Origin of the sequence: Pseudoflavitalea sp. G-6-1-2, from assembly GCF_012927185.1 — a bacterium.
In the GTDB taxonomy this organism is placed as follows: Bacteria; Bacteroidota; Bacteroidia; order Chitinophagales; family Chitinophagaceae; genus Pseudobacter.
Genome location: NZ_JABBGB010000001.1, coordinates 1,617,498 through 1,638,246 on the forward strand (window position 1 = coordinate 1,617,498; position 20,749 = coordinate 1,638,246).

The 20,749-nt window shown below is 46.6% G+C and carries 12 protein-coding genes and 1 tRNA gene; 9 read left to right on the forward strand and 4 right to left on the reverse strand.

Going from position 1 to position 20,749, the window contains the following annotated elements:
• Positions 1-123: 123 nt before the first annotated feature.
• Positions 124-939 carry a universal stress protein gene (locus HHL16_RS06735; protein WP_169424362.1) on the reverse strand — a complete coding sequence of 272 codons (816 nt, stop codon included), beginning with the start codon at positions 937-939 and terminating at the stop codon, positions 124-126.
• Between the two features lie 243 nt (positions 940-1,182).
• On the opposite strand from HHL16_RS06735, the gene HHL16_RS06740 reads away from it, so the two are divergent.
• Positions 1,183-1,974 (forward strand): S1/P1 nuclease, encoded by a 792-nt coding sequence (locus tag HHL16_RS06740; protein ID WP_169424363.1) that lies wholly within the window; start codon positions 1,183-1,185, stop codon positions 1,972-1,974.
• A 73-nt stretch (positions 1,975-2,047) separates the two neighbouring features.
• Here the strand turns inward: HHL16_RS06740 and HHL16_RS06745 are convergent, their stop codons facing one another.
• The gene (locus HHL16_RS06745) at positions 2,048-3,235 is read right to left on the reverse strand and encodes a C1 family peptidase (protein ID WP_169424364.1); all 1,188 of its coding nucleotides are present in this window, start codon (positions 3,233-3,235) and stop codon (positions 2,048-2,050) included.
• Between the two features lie 227 nt (positions 3,236-3,462).
• On the opposite strand from HHL16_RS06745, the gene HHL16_RS06750 reads away from it, so the two are divergent.
• From HHL16_RS06750 to HHL16_RS06765, 4 genes are all read left to right on the forward strand, one after another.
• Positions 3,463-4,566, forward strand: coding sequence for a histidine kinase (locus HHL16_RS06750; RefSeq protein ID WP_169424365.1), 1,104 nt, complete (start codon positions 3,463-3,465; stop codon positions 4,564-4,566).
• Complete coding sequence (locus HHL16_RS06755) at positions 4,563-5,318, forward strand: LytTR family DNA-binding domain-containing protein (protein ID WP_169424366.1); 756 nt, start codon at positions 4,563-4,565, stop codon at positions 5,316-5,318. Before HHL16_RS06750 ends, HHL16_RS06755 begins: the two co-directional genes overlap by 4 nt.
• Before the next feature lie 137 nt (positions 5,319-5,455).
• A complete protein-coding gene (locus HHL16_RS06760) occupies positions 5,456-6,601 on the forward strand; it encodes an efflux RND transporter periplasmic adaptor subunit (RefSeq protein WP_169424367.1) in 1,146 nt (381 codons plus the stop codon).
• A gap of 35 nt (positions 6,602-6,636) precedes the next feature.
• Entirely contained in the window at positions 6,637-11,181 is a 4,545-nt protein-coding gene (locus HHL16_RS06765) for an efflux RND transporter permease subunit (RefSeq protein WP_169424368.1), read from the forward strand.
• Positions 11,182-11,245: 64 nt separating this feature from the next.
• On the opposite strand, the gene mqo is transcribed toward HHL16_RS06765, so the two are convergent.
• Complete coding sequence (gene mqo / locus HHL16_RS06770; RefSeq protein ID WP_169424369.1) at positions 11,246-12,736, reverse strand: malate dehydrogenase (quinone); 1,491 nt, start codon at positions 12,734-12,736, stop codon at positions 11,246-11,248.
• A gap of 195 nt (positions 12,737-12,931) precedes the next feature.
• Here mqo and HHL16_RS06775 point away from each other — a divergent pair, with 195 nt between their 5' ends.
• Positions 12,932-13,405: a hypothetical protein gene (locus tag HHL16_RS06775; protein ID WP_169424370.1), complete on the forward strand. Its 474-nt coding sequence runs from the start codon at positions 12,932-12,934 to the stop codon at positions 13,403-13,405.
• 72 nt (positions 13,406-13,477) lie between these two features.
• On the opposite strand, the gene HHL16_RS06780 is transcribed toward HHL16_RS06775, so the two are convergent.
• Positions 13,478-13,559: transfer RNA gene (locus HHL16_RS06780), tRNA-Leu, on the reverse strand.
• A gap of 116 nt (positions 13,560-13,675) precedes the next feature.
• Here HHL16_RS06780 and HHL16_RS06785 point away from each other — a divergent pair.
• The 3 genes from HHL16_RS06785 to HHL16_RS06795 all read left to right on the forward strand — a co-directional run bounded on the left by HHL16_RS06785 (position 13,676) and on the right by HHL16_RS06795 (position 20,680).
• Positions 13,676-15,904 (forward strand): bifunctional (p)ppGpp synthetase/guanosine-3',5'-bis(diphosphate) 3'-pyrophosphohydrolase, encoded by a 2,229-nt coding sequence (locus tag HHL16_RS06785; RefSeq protein ID WP_169424371.1) that lies wholly within the window; start codon positions 13,676-13,678, stop codon positions 15,902-15,904.
• A 492-nt stretch (positions 15,905-16,396) separates the two neighbouring features.
• Positions 16,397-19,327 (forward strand): SusC/RagA family TonB-linked outer membrane protein, encoded by a 2,931-nt coding sequence (locus HHL16_RS06790; protein ID WP_169424372.1) that lies wholly within the window; start codon positions 16,397-16,399, stop codon positions 19,325-19,327.
• Between the two features lie 18 nt (positions 19,328-19,345).
• The gene (locus HHL16_RS06795) at positions 19,346-20,680 is read left to right on the forward strand and encodes a RagB/SusD family nutrient uptake outer membrane protein (protein WP_169424373.1); all 1,335 of its coding nucleotides are present in this window, start codon (positions 19,346-19,348) and stop codon (positions 20,678-20,680) included.
• The last annotated feature ends 69 nt before the right edge of the window (positions 20,681-20,749 follow it).

Genomic DNA, 20,749 nt, shown 5'->3' on the forward strand with positions numbered 1-20,749 from the left:
AAATGTATGGAAACTCGCGCTCAATTGGGCAAATAACCCAAAAAGATGGCCGTAAGTCCATCATTTTTATGGCTTTTTTCACTAAGAAGACCGTTTCAGGAGGAATTTCCGGCCTTCCGGCGGCTATTCTTTGTTGTGCAGTATCAGCAGCGGAATGCTGGTTTCGTAGGCCATAGCGGTGGTATTGCTTTTGGAAAATACCCGCTCGAAGAAATTATGACGATGCGCCACCATCGCCAGCAACTCGCAGGGGTGCTGGGCCAGATATTCGCTGATCCCCTTGGTTACATTGCTGTCTTCCGCAGTCACAAACGAAACCTGACGCCCATTGAACACCTGTTCCAGTGCGGAAATTGCTGCTGAACTGGACTCATTTTCTGAGGGCGACTGCACATGCAGCAACGAAAACCTGCTCTGGTAGCCCGACGCGAGATCCAGCAGCGGCTGAAACAACGCCACATTGGAAGGATCATTCAGATCGTAAGCATAAGTTATATGAAGTATCTGCTGGTAGGTTGCTTTCTCCGGAATCACCAGTACCGGTACTTTCAGTTTGCGGATCACATTGGTGGTGGTGCTTCCGATGATCTTATCCAGTCCACCTGCACCCTTCATGCCCATCACAATCAGGTCTGCTCCTTTTTCGGCGGCCAGCGCCTTCACTTCATCCGACGCAATGCCTATCCGAACCTGCCACTCCACTTCAACCTGATAAGTTGTGTGCAGATGTGCTGCTTCATTTTTGATGAACTCCTCATTCTCTTTTTGCATCTCATCGGCTGTTACCATCACATAAGGCACTTCGCTTACCGGTGTTGGAAGCATGTAGGCATGGAACAACAAAAGTTTTGCATTGAATTTCTTTGCCAGCTCTGCAGCATAGATCGCGGCATTCCGGGAAACAGGAGAGAAGTCAACAGGAACAAGGATATTTTGCATGGTATCTGGTTTATATAAAGTTACGTGCAAGTTGTGATAATTGGACCTATGTATTTATGATACTCATCAGGTGTTTCTATGACCTGCAGCAGCTTGCTGCAAACCTGGTGCCGGCATACGGGTATCCGGACAATCATTTCGCTCACTCAGGGTACAGAACGCAGGTGTAGTCGATGCCACATACAATCGCATCCCCTTTTGCATGAAGAAATGATCTATTTTAGCGCAGCAAAATCACCTTTCATGAAAGTATTGAGAAAATTGCTGCTGGCAGCAGCGTTGTTTTATTTGCCATTTCAATCGATGGCATGGGGAATGCTGGGGCACAGGATTGTAGCGGAGATCGCTGAATCTTACCTCACAAAGAGAGCGTGCAGACAAGTCAAGGGCATTCTCGGATTCGAATCGATGGCCATCACCAGCAACTGGCCCGATTTCATCAAATCGGACACTACCTTCAATTATCTCGGCCCATGGCATTACATCAATCTGAGAGAAGGATTGGCGGAAGCCGAAATCGAAGCCATCCTCGCAAAGGATACCACCGTTAATGCGTATACGAAAATTAATTTCCTTACCCAGCAACTGAAAAATCATAAACTGCTGACGCAGGATAAGAAACTGATGTACCTGCGATTGCTGATCCATATTGTAGGAGATGTACACCAGCCAATGCATGTAGGCAGGTTTGAAGATCTGGGCGGCAACCGCATCAAACTTTACTGGTTCAACGAACCTTGCAACCTGCATAGTCTTTGGGACGAAAAACTGATCGATTACCAGCAGCTCAGCTATACAGAATATGCTGCATCTATCAATCATACTACCAAAGAACAACGCAGAGAACTGCAGAGCCAGCCTGTAAGCGCATGGATCATCAACTCTTACAAAATTGCGCAGGATCTGTATGCAGGAGTAAAGCCTGAACAGAAACTGAGCTACCGTTACAATTTCGATCACGTTCAAACCATGAATGATCAGCTGCTGAAAGGCGGTGTTCATCTCGCCGGTTTGCTGAACGAGATCTTCGGATAATCGAATTACTTCTTCCAAAAAAGAAAGCCGTTCCATCTGATGGAACGGCTTTCTTTTTATGAGGTAACTCCAATTAGAGTTTCAGTTTCTGAGCCATGCCTTTGGGCAGGGAATTCTTATGCACCATCAGCGCAGTGGTTTTGTACTGCACGTAGTTCTTGGTTACATAGAGGAATCCTTTGTAGTCGTTAGACAGTCCCCATGAGTTCTTCACCATATAGTATTCTTTACCATTCTGGTCTTTGGTGATGCCTACGATCTGCATACCGTGATCGTCCTGAGTTTCGTAGTTGTCGAATGCTTTCTGACGAAGCTCGGCAGTGATAGCCATTTCTTTCTTAGGTCCGTTGAAAAGTTCAGCCTGCTCTGCAGGGCTCATTTTTTCTACCGGAGTTTCGGGAACGTATGCTACACCATTCTTCCAGCTGAAATATTTTTCGCTTACGTCTGTTGCCCAGCCTACAGTGTAGCCGGCTTTCAGTGCGTTGTCGATGATATCGGTAAGATCAGTGGGAGTTACGTTGTACACCTGGCTGAAGCTCCAGTTATCAGGAACAGGCAGGAAGGTTTGTGTGTAGTAAGGAGCGGTAGTGAGTGAACCCAGCTCGATGTAATCAGCAGCGTTGATGCCGATCACTTCTTTCGCAAATGATTGCGGAGTGTAAGTTTTTCCTTTGTAGCTGAAGCTTTCAGGAACTTTTCCGAGATAGGAATCCAGCACTGCAGTGAAGGCGGTGAGCCAGTTTGGAGTGAGGGTTCCGTTGCTGTTTTTGATGATGCCGTCGAGCATGCCTTTCAGCACATCCTGCATTTCACCGAATTTGTTTTTGTCGGTTCCGTAGTTGAGACCGGTATAAACTTCCTGTGGAAGCGCGCCATAAGCGGCATAGATATTAGTTACATCATGAAGTGCACCACCATCTCCCCAGCTAACGGCACCGTGCATGCGAACATAGTTCTTTGCTTTTTCGATGTATACGCAACGGGCAGTATAGATCTCTGCAATGTCCACTGGCTGTTTGCCCATGCGGATCATTTCTGATTCGAGGAATGAGTTACCGGAATAGCTCCAGCAGGTACCGCTGCTTCCCTGATTCTTCACATCTGTACAGCTGAGGCTGATAACGGGTGTAAATTCAAATTTCTGTTTGGCATTGGCACTGGCGTTTCCGTTCAGTGAGTTCACCAGGTTATCCTGGCCATACGAGGCAATCGCAGCAAAACTTGTAAGAGCGATCAGTGAGGCTTTCTTAAAGTTCATGTAGTAATCAATTTTGAGGGGCCAAAGATAGGGGCATTGTAAAAACCGCCGTTACCGTACCTGTAAGTTTTATGAATTTTAATTTGTTTCGGTGCCCCCAAAAGCTGTTTTGGTAGCAGGTTTATGACGTTTAGGTTTATTTTTACGATACGCTGTAAGCACATATAAGTAGCTTCGCAGGTGAAATTTTACCCGGCGAAAGCCGCTGGCAGCTTCAAAAAAACTACATGGGATACTTCGAAGGCAATAATCTGGTGAGTAATAAAAGAAGAAGAGTGGCGATCATTCTTGTTACTTTTCTAATGTACTACCTGATGTTTTTTCTGTTGCATCCCGACGCCAAATTCTGGAAAGAATATCTGAAAACACCTACAGGAGAGATTATTATCGAATTGTCACTCGCACTGTTTTACAGCCTGTTGATATCTGAAACCAGCTTCTTCATCAATGAAAAGCTGAACAGGAAAATCTCCTGGACAGACAATGCCAGCAGAAGATTGCTGGTTCAGTGTTTCCTGCAATTGATAGCTGTGCTGGTGATCAGCTGTATACAATTCGGATTACTGCTCTTCTTCTTTTATGATAAGATCAAGGATGAAGAGATCTCGTGGCGCGACCCCGAACTCTGGCAATGGCTGACGGTTAGTTTTCTCCTCGGCCTCATGACCAGTACCCTCTATGCCGGGCAATACCTCATCGCGAACTGGAAAAAAACTGCGATGGAAGCCGCTGAACATAAGTTGAAAGCCGCCGAGCACAAGCAGGCTGCAGTTGAGGCGGAATTGCAGGCCTTGAAACTCCAGATCGATCCGCACTTTGTTTTCAATAATCTCAGTGTGCTTTCCGAACTGATTCTCACCGACCAGCAACTGGGATACGAGTACTCCGAAAACTTTTCCAAGGTTTATCGTTACCTGCTGATGAATGCAAAAAAAGACATCATCACTCTGGAAGAAGAGCTGAAATTCCTGAATGCTTATATCTTTCTCATTCAGCAAAGAGCAGGTGAAGGCGTACAGTTCGATGTACAGGTGGATGATGAATGCCTGCACCTGTACCTTCCTCCCATGTCGCTTCAGTTACTGATCGAGAACGCTTTGAAACACAATAAGACCATCAAGGCTGATCCGCTGAAAGTGAGTATCCGCGGTACTTTATCCGATGGGCTGGTGGTTTCCAATGCAGTGAAACCATTGGAACATGCAGCCCGTTCGTCCGGTATCGGACTGAGCAATGTGATAGAACGATACAGGCTTCTTTCAGATAAAGTGCCGCAGGTAAGAAAAGACCGTCATTCATTTGTTGTTTCATTACCATTGCTCGAATTATGATCAAAAACGTGCTGATACTCGAAGATGAAAAGCTGAACGCAGACAGACTCAAAAGGTTGATCACCGATCTGCGCCCTGATCTGAAGATACTGGGTGTGCTGGAAAGTGTTGCAGAAGCAGTGGATTGGATCGAAAACAACGATTCGCCTGATCTCATCATGATGGATGTTCGTCTCGCCGACGGACTCAGCTTCGATATCTTCGAAAAAGTGAACATCAAAAGTCCGATCATCTTCACCACTGCTTACGATGAATATGCAGTGCGCGCCTTCAAATTCAACAGTGTAGATTATCTGCTCAAGCCGGTGGAGAAAACCGAGCTCGATGCAGGTTTCAGAAAAGTAGAGGCACAGGCGATGGCAGCCGCACAGAAGTCCATCGAAGGACTCATGAATTACTTCCACAAAAAAGACTATCGCACCCGCTTTCTGCTTCCCTTTCGTGATGGATACAAAACCGTGCTGGTATCCGAAGTGGAATATTTTTTCTCAGAGCAAAAGATCACGAGAGCGAAATTGCTCAATGGTAAAACAGAAGTGCTTCCCCAAACGATGGAAGAACTGGAGCAGCAGCTCGATCCCAAATTATTCTTTCGTGCCAACAGGCAATTTATTATCCATATCGATTCAGTAGCGCAGATCTACAATTACTTCAACGCAAAGATCAAGGTGGTGTTGAAGCAAAGCCCGGCAACAGAGATCATCGTAAGCCGCGAGAAAGCCGGCGTATTCAAGAACTGGCTTGATTCTTAGGCAATCTGTATCCTCGCTCATTAAAAATATTCTCCTTATTCCGTTTCGGTAACCGATTATGACGCTTGGGTTGCTTTTGGCCAACTGATCCGCTCATGTTTCAGTCAATTTGCCTTAAATATTTCAACTCAAGAAAAATGAAAAGGCAAATCATCGGCACAGAACGCACATTGCTCGGATTTCTCATCTTGTGCGCTATGGTTGTACTCGCATCATGCGGAGCATCAACTGCCGGAAACGAAATGACACAGGCCCCTGCGCCTGAAGTGAACTTTATTCAAGCCACTGCTGCCAATACAACATTCGAAAGCAAATATCCCGGCATAATTGAAGGAAGCATTAATGTGGATGTACGCCCGCAGGTGACCGGTTATCTCGAAGCGATCTACGTAAAAGAAGGTGACTTCGTTACGAAAGGACAACCATTGTTCAAGATCAACGACAAGCTGTTATCCGAACAGGTGAACAACGCAGCCGCTGCCCTAAAATCGGCACAGGCTGCACAAACGAAGGCCTCAATAGAGTTGGAGAATCTGAAACCACTGGTGCAGGAAAAAGTAGAGTCTGGCGTTCAGCTTCGCACAGCGCAGGTGAGCTATGATGCAGCTACAGCCGATGTTGAAAGAGCCAGAGCAGAATTGGGCACTGCGAAAATCAATGCAGCCTTCAGTTTGATCCAGGCACCTGTAAGCGGATACATCGGACGCATCCCCAACAGAATTGGGAATCTGGTTGGTCCGGCAGATGCAGCGCCGCTCACTGCCCTCTCAGAGATCAATTCAGTACTGGTGTACTTCTCTATGAGCGAAGCAGATTATCTGGAGATGATGAAATCGAAATCGTCCAATGGCATTGCCAATACTGCCGAACTGATAATGGCAGACGGAACAAGGTATGCCCACAAAGGAACGATTGAAATGGCCAGCGGAAATATCGACCGAACCACAGGAAGCATCGCTATGAAAGCAGTGTTTGCTAATCCTGATAAACTCCTTCGCTCAGGTGGCGCAGCCAGAGTGGTACTCACCAGATCTGTATCCTCTGCTATCACAATCCCCATGGAATGCGTGCGCGATCTGCAGGATAAATATTTCATCTATACACTCGGCGACAGCAACAAAGTTGCCATGCAACTGATCACCGTAGGTGGAAAGAAAGGCAATCGCTTCCTCGTAAAAGAAGGTGTAAATGCAGGAGATAAAATTGCCATTACCGGCACAGAATTGCTGAGTGATGGTGCACCTGTAAAACCGCAGATGGTGGCCGATTCAACCGGACTGTAAGGCAAGAAAAATCACAGACAACAAACAGACTAATCATGTTAAGAAGAATTATAGACAGACCAGTACTGGCCACAGTAATTTCTATTGTGCTGGTGATACTGGGAGTGATAGGATTGACGCGGCTTTCCGTGACGAGATTCCCGGATATTTCTCCGCCTACAGTAACGGTGAGCGGAGCATATCCAGGCGGTAACAGCGAAGCTGTGATCCGCTCGGTAGTAACGCCACTCGAAGAATCCATCAATGGTGTGGAAGACATGCAGTACATCAAATCCACTGCAAGCAATGATGGAACATTTTCTATCAGCATCATTTTCAAACAGGGAGTGAATGCAGATCAGGCAGCAGTGAATGTGCAGAACCGTGTGTCGCAGGCAACACCAAAGCTGCCGGTGGAAGTGATCCGTCAGGGATTGACCACTTCGAAGCAACAGAACAGCATGATCATGATCTTTAACCTCTACACCGAAGACAATAATAAGTATGATGAACTGTTTTTGCAGAACTATGCGAACATCAATCTGATTCCGCAGATCAAACGTGTGCCGGGAGTAGGACAGGCGCAGGTTTTCGGGATGAAGGATTACTCTATGCGCATCTGGCTCGATCCGAGAAAGATGGCGAATGCAGGTCTTGTTCCGGATGATATCAAAGCAGCGATTGCAGATCAGAGTCTCGAAGCGGCTCCGGGTAAACTGGGCGAAGAATCGAATGCAGCACTTGAGTATGTGATCAGATACAAAGGGAAGAAAAACCAGACCGAGCAGTATGAGAACATGATCATTAAGACAAACAATGGTCAGGTACTTCGACTGAAAGATGTGGCGAGAGTGGAGTTTGGATCAATTGCCTACAGCGGTGATAACACATCCAACGGACAAAATGCAGTAACGCTTGCCATCCTCCAGACCACTGGGTCCAATGCAAACGAAATTGAGATAGGTGTAAAGAAGGAGATTGAAAGATTATCGAAATCGTTTCCTCCGGGAATTAAGTTCGCCAATGTAATGAGTACCAAAGAGCGATTGGATGAAGCGATCGGGCAGGTGAAAACCACACTGATAGAGGCTTTCATACTGGTGTTCATTGTGGTGTTCCTGTTTTTGCAAGACTTCAGGTCAACGCTCATTCCTGCCATTGCAGTGCCGGTGGCGATTATCGGAACATTCTTCTTTCTGCTCGTATTCGGATTCACCATCAACGTACTTACACTTTTTGCTTTGGTACTCGCCATCGGAATTGTAGTGGATGATGCCATTGTGGTGGTGGAAGCAGTGCACAGTAAAATGGAAGGATCTGATCTGTCTGCCAGAGAAGCAACGCGCAGCGCGATGAGCGAAATTACAGGAGCAGTTATCTCAATCACCATGGTGATGGCGGCAGTATTCATTCCGATCGGCTTCATGACAGGCTCTTCGGGCATCTTCTACAAGCAGTTTTCCTATACGCTGGTGATTGCCATCATCATCTCTGCGGTGAATGCGCTTACGCTGACGCCCGCGCTTTGTGCATTGTTCCTGAAGAATCATCATGCGGATGCACATGGAAAGAAATTGAGTATCGGTAAAAGATTTTCCACAGCATTCAATGCGGGATTCAATAATCTCACCGGAAGATATGTTCGTGGATTGCAGTTTCTGGTAAAAAGAAAATGGCTGGCCGCTTCATTTGTAGTGGTGATCGGTACGCTGGCAATCGGCATCATGTCGGTGATCCCGAAAAGTTTTGTACCGATGGAAGACGATGGATTCATCATCTACAGTGTAACGATGCCAGCCGGTACAGCATTGGATCGTACTACAGCTGTTGCGCAAAAGATAAACGGTTTGATGAAAGAAGTGGAAGCCGTCGATAACAATACAAGCATTACAGGATACAACCTGTTAAGCAGCAGTGCCAGCACTTCGTATGCGATGGGATTTGTAAAGTTGAAAAAGAAAAACGAGAGAGGAGCAGTAAAAGACATCGACGAGATCTTAGGCATCATCAATGCGAAGCTGAGTACAGTTAAGGAAGGTTCGATCATGGCCCTGCGCATGCCTCCGGTTGAGGGTTATGGGGTTGCCAGTGGGGCAGAGATTGTGTTGCAGGATAGAATGGGCCGTGATCTGAACTCTTTCAAAGCGCAGGCTGATAAAGTGATTGGTGAGATTATGCAGCAACCCGGAGTGATGATGGCATATACGATGTTCCGGTCGGACTATCCGCAGTTCGATCTTGAAGTGGATGAAGACAAAGCCAAACAGATGGGAGTAAGTGTTGCAGGATTGCTGTCTGCCATTCAAACTTACCTCGCGGGAGATCAGTCAGCTGATTTTTCAAGATTCGGAAAATTCTATCGGGTTTCTGTAAAAGCCGATGGCGTGTTCAGAACTGATGAAGATGCGTTCAATGAAATTTTCGTGCGCAACGACAAAGGTGGGATGGTGCCCGCAAAATCGTTGATCTCATTGCATAAAGTGTATGGTCCGGAATCGGTGAGCAGATACAATATGTACAATGCCATCAACATAAATGTGGTAGGTATTCCCGGATACAGCAATGGACAGATGATGGAGAATCTCGAAAAGCTGCTCGATAAACTTCCATCGGATTACAGCTACGAATGGACCGGACTTAGCCTGGAAGAAAAATCAGTGGGCAATCAGACGATCCTGATTTTCGGACTCTGTCTTTTGTTCGTGTACTTCCTGCTTGCAGCGCAGTACGAAAGTTATCTGCTGCCGTTGAGTGTGTTGCTCTCTATTCCAACCGGTATACTCGGAGCATTCAGTGCCATTGCATTGGCAGGTCTGGATAACAATATCTATGTGCAGGTAGGATTGATCATGCTGGCAGGATTGCTGGCGAAGAATGCAATCCTGATTGTGGAGTTTGCTGTGCAGCGCAGAAAAGCAGGAATGAGTTTGCTGGATGCTGCGATGCTTGGTGCGAAGGCAAGGCTGCGCCCGATTGTAATGACCTCGCTGGCATTCATTGTAGGGTTGATTCCGCTGATGTTTGCACAAGGTGGAATGGCAGTCGGTAACAAATCGATCAGTATTGGTGCGGGTTTCGGAATGCTGAGTGGTGTGGTGCTGGGAATATTTGTAATTCCCATTCTGTTCATCTTCTTCCAATACCTGCATGAAAAAATTGCAGGTAGCGAAAAACAGTTTCAAACAATAAAAGCAGGAGTGATGAATAACACAACGATGATATTGCTGCTGGCAACTGTGGTGACGTTCTCTTCTTGTGTGGTTGGTAAAAAATACAGCAAGCCGGATTTGAATATGCCGGCGCAGTTCAGACAGGAGGTTCCGGTAACAGCAGACACGGTGCTGCTTCCATGGAAAACGTTCTTCAAAGATCCGCTGCTCACGAATCTGATCGATTCGGCTTTGAAGAAGAATTATGACATGCAGTATGCCGCCATCACTTTGCAGCAGCTCGATCTGAATTATAAACAGGCGAGGCTTGCATTGCTTCCAACTGCGGATTTCAATATCGGGGCAAACAGGAACTATCCTTCTAAGAATTCAATGAATGGCGCACTGGGCGAGCAGTTCATCGGAACGAGGTATATCGATGATTACAATGCGAATGTGCAGCTGTCGTGGGAAGCTGATATCTGGGGGAAGGCAGCGATGCAGAAGCAGGGCGCGAAAGCAGAGTACGTCCGCCAGAAAGAAATGATCACTGCCACTAAGACCCGCATCATTGCTGAAGTAGCACAGGCTTACTATAATCTGGTGAGCCTCGATGAACAGCTGTTATTCGCAAAACGCAGTGTAGAACTGGCTGACAGTACATTCAGAATGGTAGAGCTGCAATACAATGCCGGAAGAGCCAATTCACTGGCTTTAGAGCAGGTGCGGGCACAAAAAAATACAGCAGAGCTGTTGGTTCCGCTGACCATTCAGAATATCGAAGTGCAGGAGAATGCGTTGAGTATTTTATGTGGAAGTTATCCGGCTTCGATTGCGCGGAGTAATAGCCAGTTGCAGGTTTCAGAATCATTCAGTACCGGTGTGCCGGCACAGCTGCTGAGCAGAAGACCCGATGTGAGATCGGCAGAGCAGGCTGTTGTATCTGCTTACTCTAAAACAGGATTGGCGAAAGCCGCGATGTATCCATCGTTGAGCATTTCAGTACAATCTGGTTTGAATGCTTTCAAATCACATCAATGGTTTATGATTCCGGCATCGCTATTTCACACTTTTGCTGGAAATCTTACGCAGCCGATCTTCCAAAAAAATGAACTGAAAACAAATTACAGAATAACGCAGTTGGAAGAAGAAAGACTGGTAACGCAGTTCCGGCAAACAGTAATGGTGGCGGTGGGAGAAGTATCAGATGCAATGTCGAAGGCTTCGCATGCTGCAAAAAGACTAAAAATAATTGAAGAGAAAACTGCTTCGCTGGATAAAGCAGTGGTTGATGCATTATTGCTCTACAGAACAGGAAAGGCCAATTATCTGGAAGTGATCACGGCGCAGAATAATGTGTTGCAGAACGGAGTGGAAGCGATCAGTATCAGGCGTGAGCAGCTGCTGGCGCAGACTGATCTGTATCGTGCGCTGGGCGGTGGAGCAGAATAACGCCCCGGCTTCATTTGGCGGTTTTAACGCAACACCGGTGCAGTCCTGCACCGGTGTTTTTTTGTCAGAGATTCAATGTCTTTGCATTCTCTGCTCTGAGCTTGAGGCAGAGATCGGGTTGCTGCAACAACGATACACCGTAGCTGGGAATGATCTGTTGCAGTTTATCTTTCCATCCTTTGTTTTTCAATTGATCTGCAAAACAAGTTTCGATCACACCAAGCATAATCGCAATTGCAGTGGAAGCACCGGGCGAGGCTCCCAGCAAGGCTGCCACAGTATGATCTGCAGAACTGATGATCTCTGTACCGAATTTCAATACGCCACCATGCTCCTTGTCTTTCTTGATGATCTGAACACGTTGCCCTGCCTGTTCGAGACGCCAGTCGCTTTCTTTGGCGAGCGGATAGAATTCCTGCAATGCATCGAAGCGTTTCTCATCCGATTCGAGCAACTGGCCGATAAGATATTTCTCCAAAGACCAGTTGTCGCGGCCCACGGCCAGCATGGGCAATATGTTGTGTATGTCTATCGATGTAAAAAGATCGAGGAAAGAACCATGCTTCAGAAATTTTGTAGAGAAGCCTGCATACGGGCCGAAGAGCAGCGAAACCTTTCCGTCGATATTGCGTGTATCGAGATGCGGCACAGACATGGGAGGTGATCCTTCTGCTGCATTGCCATATACTTTTGCATGATGTTTTGATGTGATGGCCGGATTGTCTGTACGAAGCCAGATGCCGCTTACAGGGAAACCTGCATAGCCATCGCCTTCGGGTATATCTGATTTTTGCAGCAGATGTAATGCACCGCCACCGGCACCGATAAATACAAAACCGGCATGTACATAAAAATGATCTCCGCTTTTCTCATCCCTGATCTTCACTTCCCATCCATTGCCTGAACGTTGGAGGTCTTCAACGCGGCTGTTGTACCGGATGGTGAAACCTTCCGTATTTTGAAGATGTGACAGATAGAGTTTGGTGAGGCTGCCATAGTCTACATCCGTACCAGTACTCATTTTGGTGGCGGCTACTTTATCGTTGGGATCACGGCCTTCCATTACAAGTGGGAACCATTCGCTGAGAAGGTTGCGGTCTTCGGTATATTCCATCCCCTTGTACAACGGATGCGCAGTAAGCGTTTCAAATCTTTTTTTCAGAAAAGCAATGTCTTTATCTCCGCGAACAAAGCTGTGGTGTGGCACCGCATGTATGAAGGCCTGCGGATCACTGATAATGTCCTGCTTCACAAGGTAAGCCCAGAATTGACGGGAGAGATCGAACTGAGTGTTTACGTCGAGTGCTTTGGATATATCGATGCTGCCATCCGGTTGCTCGGGAGTGTAGTTGAGTTCGCAGAGTGCAGCATGACCGGTTCCTGCGTTGTTCCAGGCATTGGAGCTTTCGAGAGCGGGGCCATTCAGAATTTCATGAATGGAGATTTTCAGTGAAGGGTCAAGCTCTTTCAGCAGCATGGCAAGAGTGGTGCTCATGATGCCTGCTCCAACGAGCAGTATGTCTGTGGAATACTGGTGTTGTTGGTTCCTTATCATTTCTATTGGATTATGAAAGGAAAAGGTAAGGATTTTTTCAGCTACCTGATGTAAAGTTGTGTTGCGATCTATGCGTGAGCATGTAGGAGTTTGTGTTGCGGACAATTTTATGATCAGCAAAAGAGGAGTAATAGATAATTAGATTCTACTTTTACATCCATCGGCGCTTGCCGGTACCAGAAAACGAATACAATTATGCACGCTGCATCCAGTGATACCATCAAAACCGAGTTGAAACAACTTCCTCCCAAACAGCTGCTCGAACTGCTGCTTCGGCTTGCAAGATTTAAAAAAGAAAACAAAGAGTTGCTCACCTACCTTTTATTTGAATCTGCAAATGAGAGTGAATATGTAGAGCAGGTTAAAAAGGAAATTGCCGGGGAGATGGAAGAAATTGATACGCTTCCGGGTTATCAGTATAAAAAACAATTCAGGAAGGTTCAGCGAAAAATAAACAAGCCTGTAAAATATATCGGCAGTAAATCTGCCACGGCTGAATTGTACCTGCACATGGCAACCCTGATCAGCGAAAAGAAAAAAACAACCTATCTGGCTCCTTTTCTGGAGAAAGCAGTGCAGCAATACACCTCCAAAATTGAAAAATTGCTGCCGGGCATCGAAGATGATCTCGCAGCGGACATCCGAAAAAAGCTGAAGCAAATCAAGTAGCCAGGGGACCATACAGGCAATAGTGCACAACATAAAAAAAACGGGAGCTCATCAAAGCTCCCGTTTTCTCTGTCCGCACGGAGGGACTCGAACCCCCACGGATCACTCCACCAGATCCTAAGTCTGGCGCGGCTACCAATTACGCCACGTGCGGAAATTATCTCCCTTTTTTCTCTTACTTTTCTGCACCTAACCGTTTCAGGGACAGCAAATGTATATGATTTGGCCCATAACTGGAAAAACAGTTCTTTTATCGTAAATTCGTACGTTATGGCAACGACAGCCGCGATACCAAAATATAACCTCAACGACGACCAGGAGAAGAAGCTGATCCTGCGTGAATACCGTGCCCTGCTCAGAGGTCTGAAGCCCAAACTCAAGCCCGGCGACAAGGAACTCCTTCGCCATGCTTTTGAAATGGCGGCCGATGCCCATAAAACCATGCGCCGGAAAAGTGGCGAACCCTACATTCTTCACCCCCTTGCGGTAGCCCGCATTTGCGTGGAAGAGATTGGTCTTGGTGTTCGCTCAACCATTTGCGCACTCCTGCACGATACCGTTGAAGACACAGATATCACTTTAGAAGATATTGAACGTGAGTTCGGCGGAGAGATCGCCCGCATTGTGGATGGACTTACCAAGATCTCCACTGTAATCGACGTGAATGCTTCGCAGCAGGCAGAGAACTTTAAGAAGATCCTGCTCACGCTCACGGATGATCCCCGCGTTATCCTCATCAAACTGTCCGATCGCCTGCACAACATGCGCACGCTCGACAGCATGAAACGCGAGAAGCAGCTCAAGATCGCTTCCGAAACCGTTTATGTGTATGCGCCCCTCGCTCACCGCATGGGTCTCTACAATATCAAAACGGAGATGGAAGATCTGGCGATGAAATACCTCGAACCAGAGGCTTACAGAGAGATCGCCCGCAAACTCGCTGAAACAAAAAGAGAACGCTCCCGATACATCAACGAGTTCATCAAACCAATTAAAGAGAAGCTAGACCATACCAGTTTTCCTTTCGAGATCTATGGCCGCCCCAAAAGCATCCACTCCATCTGGAACAAGATGAAGAAGAAAGCCGTAGCCTTCGAGGAAGTGTACGATCTCTTCGCTATTCGTGTGCTGCTCGATGTTCCGCAGGAACTGGAGAAAGAAGCCTGCTGGAAAGTGTACTCATTTATCACAGACGAATACACACCTGCACCAGAAAGGCTGCGCGACTGGCTCTCCGCACCCAAATCGAACGGATACGAAGCGCTGCACACCACCGTGATGGGCCCACAGGGTAAATGGGTGGAAGTGCAGATCAGAACCAAGCGGATGAATGAAATCGCAGAGAAAGGACTTGCCGCCCACTGGAAATACAAAGAAGGCGCTACCGATGAAAGCCGCTTCGATAAATGGTTTCAGCAGATCAGGGAAGTACTCAACGATAAAGACAACGACTCTATCGACTTCCTGCAGGATTTCAAAACAACCTTCCTCGCAGAAGAAATATATGTGTACACACCGAAAGGTGATGTAAAAATGCTGCCCGTCAATTCCACTGCACTGGACTTCGCATTTGCCATCCACAGTATGGTAGGGGCGCAGTGTATCGGTGCGAAAGTGAATCATAAACTGGTTCCCATCAGTCATAAACTGCGAAGTGGGGATCAGGTGGAGATCATTACTTCTGCCAAGCAGAAGCCAAACGACGGTTGGCTCGACATAGTAGTAACCGCCAAAGCAAAGAGCAAGATCAAGGATGCGCTGAAAGAAGAGAAAAGGAAAGTGGCAGACGAAGGCAAGTACACGCTTCAGCGCAAACTCGAACAATCCGGTGCTGCCTTCAATCAGCACAATGTGGATGTGCTTACGGTGTTCTACAAACTTCCTTCGCCGCTCGATCTGTACTATCAGATATCCATCAAGGCGATCGATTTAAAAGAGCTCAAAGAGTTTCAGATACTCGGCGATAAGCTCGAGCCGCCCAAGCCTGTTAAACCGGTAGAGCATAAGGTGGAAGTGCAGACGGTGAAGCCAAGCAAAGACACGGAGCTGATCATCTTCGGAGAGAGCAGCGACAAGATCGTGTACACGCTCGCGAACTGCTGCAAACCCATTCCCGGAGACGACGTATTTGGTTTTGTTACAACCGGCAAGGGACTTACCATCCATCGTACGAACTGCCCTAATGCCACGAAACTGCTGTCTAACTACGGACACCGCATCGTTAAAACAAAATGGGCGAAGAATAAAGAGATCTCGTTCCTCACCGGTCTCAAGATTGTGGGGCTCGACGATGTGGGTGTTATTCATAAGATCACCAACCTCATTTCGGGCGAAATGAAGATCAATATCAATGCCATGACCATCGAAGCCAAGGAAGGGCTTTTTCATGGAAATGTAAAAGTTTACGTTCATGATAAAGAAGAACTGGAAGAATTGGTAGACTATCTGAAAAAACTTCCGGGCATTGAAACAGTTGATCGCTACGATGCAGAAGCGTAACTGCATTGATAACTCAACCGATCAGAATTCCACTAAAATTTAATGTATATCAGCCTGCCATCTAGGTTTTTTAAGGCGGGCTGATCTATGAAATGCAGGTAATGCAGTATGAACTGCAAAAGCAGTGTACTGTAGTATAGTGCAATCTTTTGTCTGCGAATTGTTTTTTTATATCTTTAGAAGCCGGCTTATCCCCCGGTGAACTATTTCTTTCCCGATATAGTCAGGTTCATTATCGTGCAGCTATGGGCAAATAAAATTTGTCTGACTGTGAGATCCTTTTAAACACATTTATTATTTTAAAACCTTTCCACCATGAGCGAATCACATAACATAGACACCTGTTAATCTTTTTCAGCTTTCTCCTGCACATTTCAGATTTCAATTTCACAAACCCCGCTCCGTATCCCTGTGTAATTCACGGGCAGGCTTTTCGTGTGCCTGCATGTGGATCCTTTTAAACACAATTCAAAAACAAAAAGTTACACCAGCATGAGACATCTGCTCAAACATGCAGTGCTAGCCATTATTTGTGCTGCATTGCCAACGCTGCTATTGGCTCAGGTCAGCGTTACCGGTACTGTAACGGATGCTGCCAACAATCCATTGGCGGGGATTTCCGTTAAAGTCAAAAATTCCAACCTGGGAACCTCAACTGACGCTTCAGGAAAATTCGTTCTCACCATTCCTTCAAAAGGAGCTACACTTGAATTTACTTCTGTGGGTTATAAAACACAGAGTGTTCAGGTTTCTGAAAACAACGCCATTGTTTCCATCAAAATGCTTGAAGATATCGGCAGATTGGATGAGGTGGTTGTAACTGGTCTGGCTACCAGTGTGAAAAGAAAAAATCTTGCCAATGCCGTAGTAACGGTATCCAGTAAAGATCTGACCGGTACTGCTCCCGCTCAGACCTTCGATGCTGCATTGAACGGTAAGGTGCCCGGTGCGCTCATTAATGCCAACTCCGGCGCTCCCGGTGGTGGTATTTCCGTGAAGCTCCGCGGTGTTACCTCTGTATTCGGAAACACGCAGCCACTCTTTGTGGTGGATGGTGTGTTTATCGATAACCGCTCCACACCTGCAGGTTTGAATACCGTTACAGGTGCTGCTAGAGGCGGTAATGCTTCCAATCAGGATAACCCATCGAGCCGTGTTGCCGATATTAAGGCAGAGGATATCGAGAACGTGGAAATCCTGAAAGGCGCATCTGCTGCTGCTATCTATGGGTCGAAAGCTGCTGCCGGTGTGGTGCTCATCACCACCAAACGCGGCAAAACAGGAAAAACAAAACTCACTGTTTCTCAGGATCTCGGCATCATGAAGGCCAGCAAGCTGCTGGGCCAGAGAGAGTGGACGGAAGAACGTGCACTGGACTTCGGTAAAGCCGCTGCAAAAGCAGAATACATTGCGGCAAAGAATGCCGGTAAGATCTACGATTACGAAAAAGAATTGTATGGTGAAACCGGCTTTACCAGAAACACCAATATCAGCCTGGTAGGCGGTAACGAAAAAACCAGCTTCTTCCTTTCCGGTGGTGTGAAAGAAGAAGATGGTATCATCAAAAGAACAGGTTACGGCAGCAAATCGCTGCGCGTAAACGTAGACCACAGAATTACAGACAATATCAAGGTGGGCGTGTCTACTTCTTATCTCAATTCAACAGCAGACCGCGGCCTTACCAATAACGATAACAACTCGGTTACTTTCGGTGTGGCACTTTCTTCTACACCCGGTTTTACTGAGTTGCACGCAACAGAAGCAGGTTACCCAGACAACAATTACAGCGCATCGAACCCTCTTCAGACAAGGGATCTGATGACTAACCGCGAATCTGTGAACCGCTTCATGTCCGGAATTACCCTCGAAGCAATACTGCAGAAATCAGCTGCTTCAACTACACGATTCATTGCAAGAGGTGGTTTCGACTATTACACATTGAAAACAAATGTTCACTTCCCCAACGAACTGCAGTTTCAGAAAACTGTGGAAGGAACATCCGTTCAGGGCTTTGCAAAGAACCTGAACTACAACTACATCCTCAGCCTTGTAAATAACTACACACCATCAGATAAGTTCAACCTTACTTCATCTCTTGGTCTTACACAGGAAAACGGAGACTTCGACAATCTGCTGAACGTTGCCAATAAACTGGTGGCTGGTCAGTCGAACATCGATCAGTCCAGTGCGCTTTCCGCTACTCAGCTGCGCAACAAGTTTCAGGACAATGGATTTTACATTCAGGAAGAAGCCACGCTCATCGATGCGATTACCCTTACTGCGGGTGTTCGTTTCGACCGATCTTCCAACAACGGGGATTACAAGAAACTGTACGGATATCCCAAGGCTGGCGTTAGCTGGAACCTTACCAATATGGGTTTCTGGCATAGCTCACTCTTCGATAACCTGAAGGTTCGTGCGGCTTACGGCCAGGCAGGTAACTTCCCTACATTCGGCAGCAAGTACAACCTCATCAGCAACTTCAATATCGGTGGCAATACCGGTCTTTTGCTTTCAACTATACGAGGCAATAAGGATATCGCACCTGAAAGAACTTCCGAGCTCGAAGCCGGTTTCGATCTGAGCATGTTCAACGGCAGAATCGGTCTGGAGTTTTCAGTGTATGAAAAAAGAATTACCGACTTTCTGCTGCAACGCCCTGTTGCAGGCTCTTCTGGCTGGTCTACTCAGTTCTCCAATGCGGGTGATCTTCGCAACAGAGGTATTGAGATCAGTTTGAATACAGTTCCTGTGAACAATAAGAATCTGCGCTGGACTTCTACCGTTAACTTCTGGCAGAACCGTTCAAAAGTTACCAGAATGGAAGTTGATCCTGTGGAGCTGGGTGTGTTCGGGCCTACACTCGGTACATTCAAAATCGAAACAGGCAAATCTGCAACACAGATTGTAGGTCTTGCAGGATCTGATATTTCTGTGCCTCTCGGAGATGCAGAACCGAAATTCCAGATGAACTTCCTCAACGAAGTTACTTTCCTCAAAAACTTCTCATTCCGTTTTCTGCTTCACTGGAAAAATGGCGGACAGAATATCAACCTCAGCCAGCTGCTGACAGACCTTGGTAAAACATCACCTGATTATGATGAGCCAACTAAAGAAGGAAGCATAAAAGGAAAAGCCCGCGTAGCGCGTTTCGGTGCGAAATATGCTGATGTTTGGGTACAGGATGCCGGTTATCTGCGTCTGCGTGAAGTAGGTCTCTACTATCGCTTCACCAAACTGCCAACATCTGCCATCAAAGGACTTCGCGTTGGTGTATCTGCGAATAACCTTTTCACCATCACCAATTATGCAGGGTATGATCCTGAAGTGTCGAACTTCGGAACAGGCTTCTCTACCAACGTAGATGTAATGCCTTATCCAATGTCGAAGCGCCTGGGCTTCCACCTGTCAGTAGAATTCTAAACGAATAAAATGAGAATCATGAAAAAATCATTCATCATATATCTTTCTTCCGGCCTGTTGGCGGCAGCAGCGTTGCCTTCCTGCTCAAAGGAGTTCGGAAGTCTCAACGGGGCTGTGATTGAGGATCTCACTACCAATCCTACCGAGTTCCAGATGATCAACACCATGGTAGGAACCGAATCGGGCATCCGCAATAACCTCGATTTCTATTTCGATGCAACGGGTGTAATAGGTCGTGAAATTTATCGCTTCGCAGGATCTGAACCACGTTATACAACTGAGTTGCTTGGTAAGGATGCGGCTACACTCAATAACAACACATTCTATCTTACCAACTCCTGGAACAGCCGTTACAGAGGTGTGAAAAATTGCAATACCATTATTCAGGGTTGCACCAATTCAAAACAAATTACAGCTCCCAAGAAGAAAGGTTTTCTTGCAGTGGCAAAATTCTTCAAGGCATATCAGTTGCTGCTGAATCTTAACCTCACTTACACCAATGGTATCAGGGTGGATGTAAATGATCCTGATAAACCAGGTCCGTTCCTCAGCTATGATGAATCTCTGAAAGCTATTTCTGATCTGCTCGATGAATCCAAAGCGGATGTAGCAGGTGCTGAATTTGCTTTCCCGCTTTCCGCAGGATTCGACATTGTGAAAACTGATGGAGCTATCGATGGAGCTAAATTTATTAAACTCAACCGTGCATTGGCTGCGCGTGTAGCGGCTTACAGAAAAGATTGGCCTGGTGTGCTCTCCCGTTTGAACGAGTCTTTCTTCGATCTGAACGGAAGCCTTACTATGGGCGCTTACCATGTGTTTTCTACCGGAGCCAACGATCAGACCAATATCACTTTCTTCCGTAAGAACAGCAATGGAGAAATTCGTCTGGCACATCCAAATTTCCATGCAGAAGCAGTTGCCCAACTTGGACCCAATGACGACCGTATCGGAAAAGCTACGCTGCGCGATAAGGTTGCAAGTTCTGACGACCTGAGCAGTCAATGGGATGTATGGGTATACACTTCCAATGTGGCGCCGATAACCATTGTGAGAAATGAAGAATTGATTCTGCTGTATGCTGAAGCAAAGATTCGTCTGACTCAGTATCCTGATGCGATAGTTGCGCTGAACCGCATCAGAACATCACACAATTCGTCCGTTTATGGTGGTTTGGTTACAGATGATGAACTGACCACAGACCTCCTTCGCCAGCGCAGGTTCTCCTTCTACTTTGAAGGCCACCGCTGGATAGATATGCGCCGTTACAACAAACTGGGCGATCTGCCTAAAGACAGACCTAACGACGATGTTTTCGATAAATTCCCCAGACCACTTACAGAGGGCCAATAACCCTTTCTGACGTAAATATTCGGCAGGCCCCGGCTTCTATAACGAAACCGGGGCCTTTTTGCAAATATT

Coding starts and splice junctions, on each gene's coding strand:
- mqo (WP_169424369.1), bottom strand. CDS start 12,736: ATGATAAGGAACCAACAACACCAGTATTCCACAGACATACTGCTCGTT.
- HHL16_RS06795 (WP_169424373.1), top strand. CDS start 19,346: ATGAAAAAATCATTCATCATATATCTTTCTTCCGGCCTGTTGGCGGCA.
- HHL16_RS06775 (WP_169424370.1), top strand. CDS start 12,932: ATGCACGCTGCATCCAGTGATACCATCAAAACCGAGTTGAAACAACTT.
- HHL16_RS06790 (WP_169424372.1), top strand. CDS start 16,397: ATGAGACATCTGCTCAAACATGCAGTGCTAGCCATTATTTGTGCTGCA.
- HHL16_RS06740 (WP_169424363.1), top strand. CDS start 1,183: ATGAAAGTATTGAGAAAATTGCTGCTGGCAGCAGCGTTGTTTTATTTG.
- HHL16_RS06745 (WP_169424364.1), bottom strand. CDS start 3,235: ATGAACTTTAAGAAAGCCTCACTGATCGCTCTTACAAGTTTTGCTGCG.
- HHL16_RS06755 (WP_169424366.1), top strand. CDS start 4,563: ATGATCAAAAACGTGCTGATACTCGAAGATGAAAAGCTGAACGCAGAC.
- HHL16_RS06760 (WP_169424367.1), top strand. CDS start 5,456: ATGAAAAGGCAAATCATCGGCACAGAACGCACATTGCTCGGATTTCTC.
- HHL16_RS06750 (WP_169424365.1), top strand. CDS start 3,463: ATGGGATACTTCGAAGGCAATAATCTGGTGAGTAATAAAAGAAGAAGA.
- HHL16_RS06735 (WP_169424362.1), bottom strand. CDS start 939: ATGCAAAATATCCTTGTTCCTGTTGACTTCTCTCCTGTTTCCCGGAAT.
- HHL16_RS06765 (WP_169424368.1), top strand. CDS start 6,637: ATGTTAAGAAGAATTATAGACAGACCAGTACTGGCCACAGTAATTTCT.
- HHL16_RS06785 (WP_169424371.1), top strand. CDS start 13,676: ATGGCAACGACAGCCGCGATACCAAAATATAACCTCAACGACGACCAG.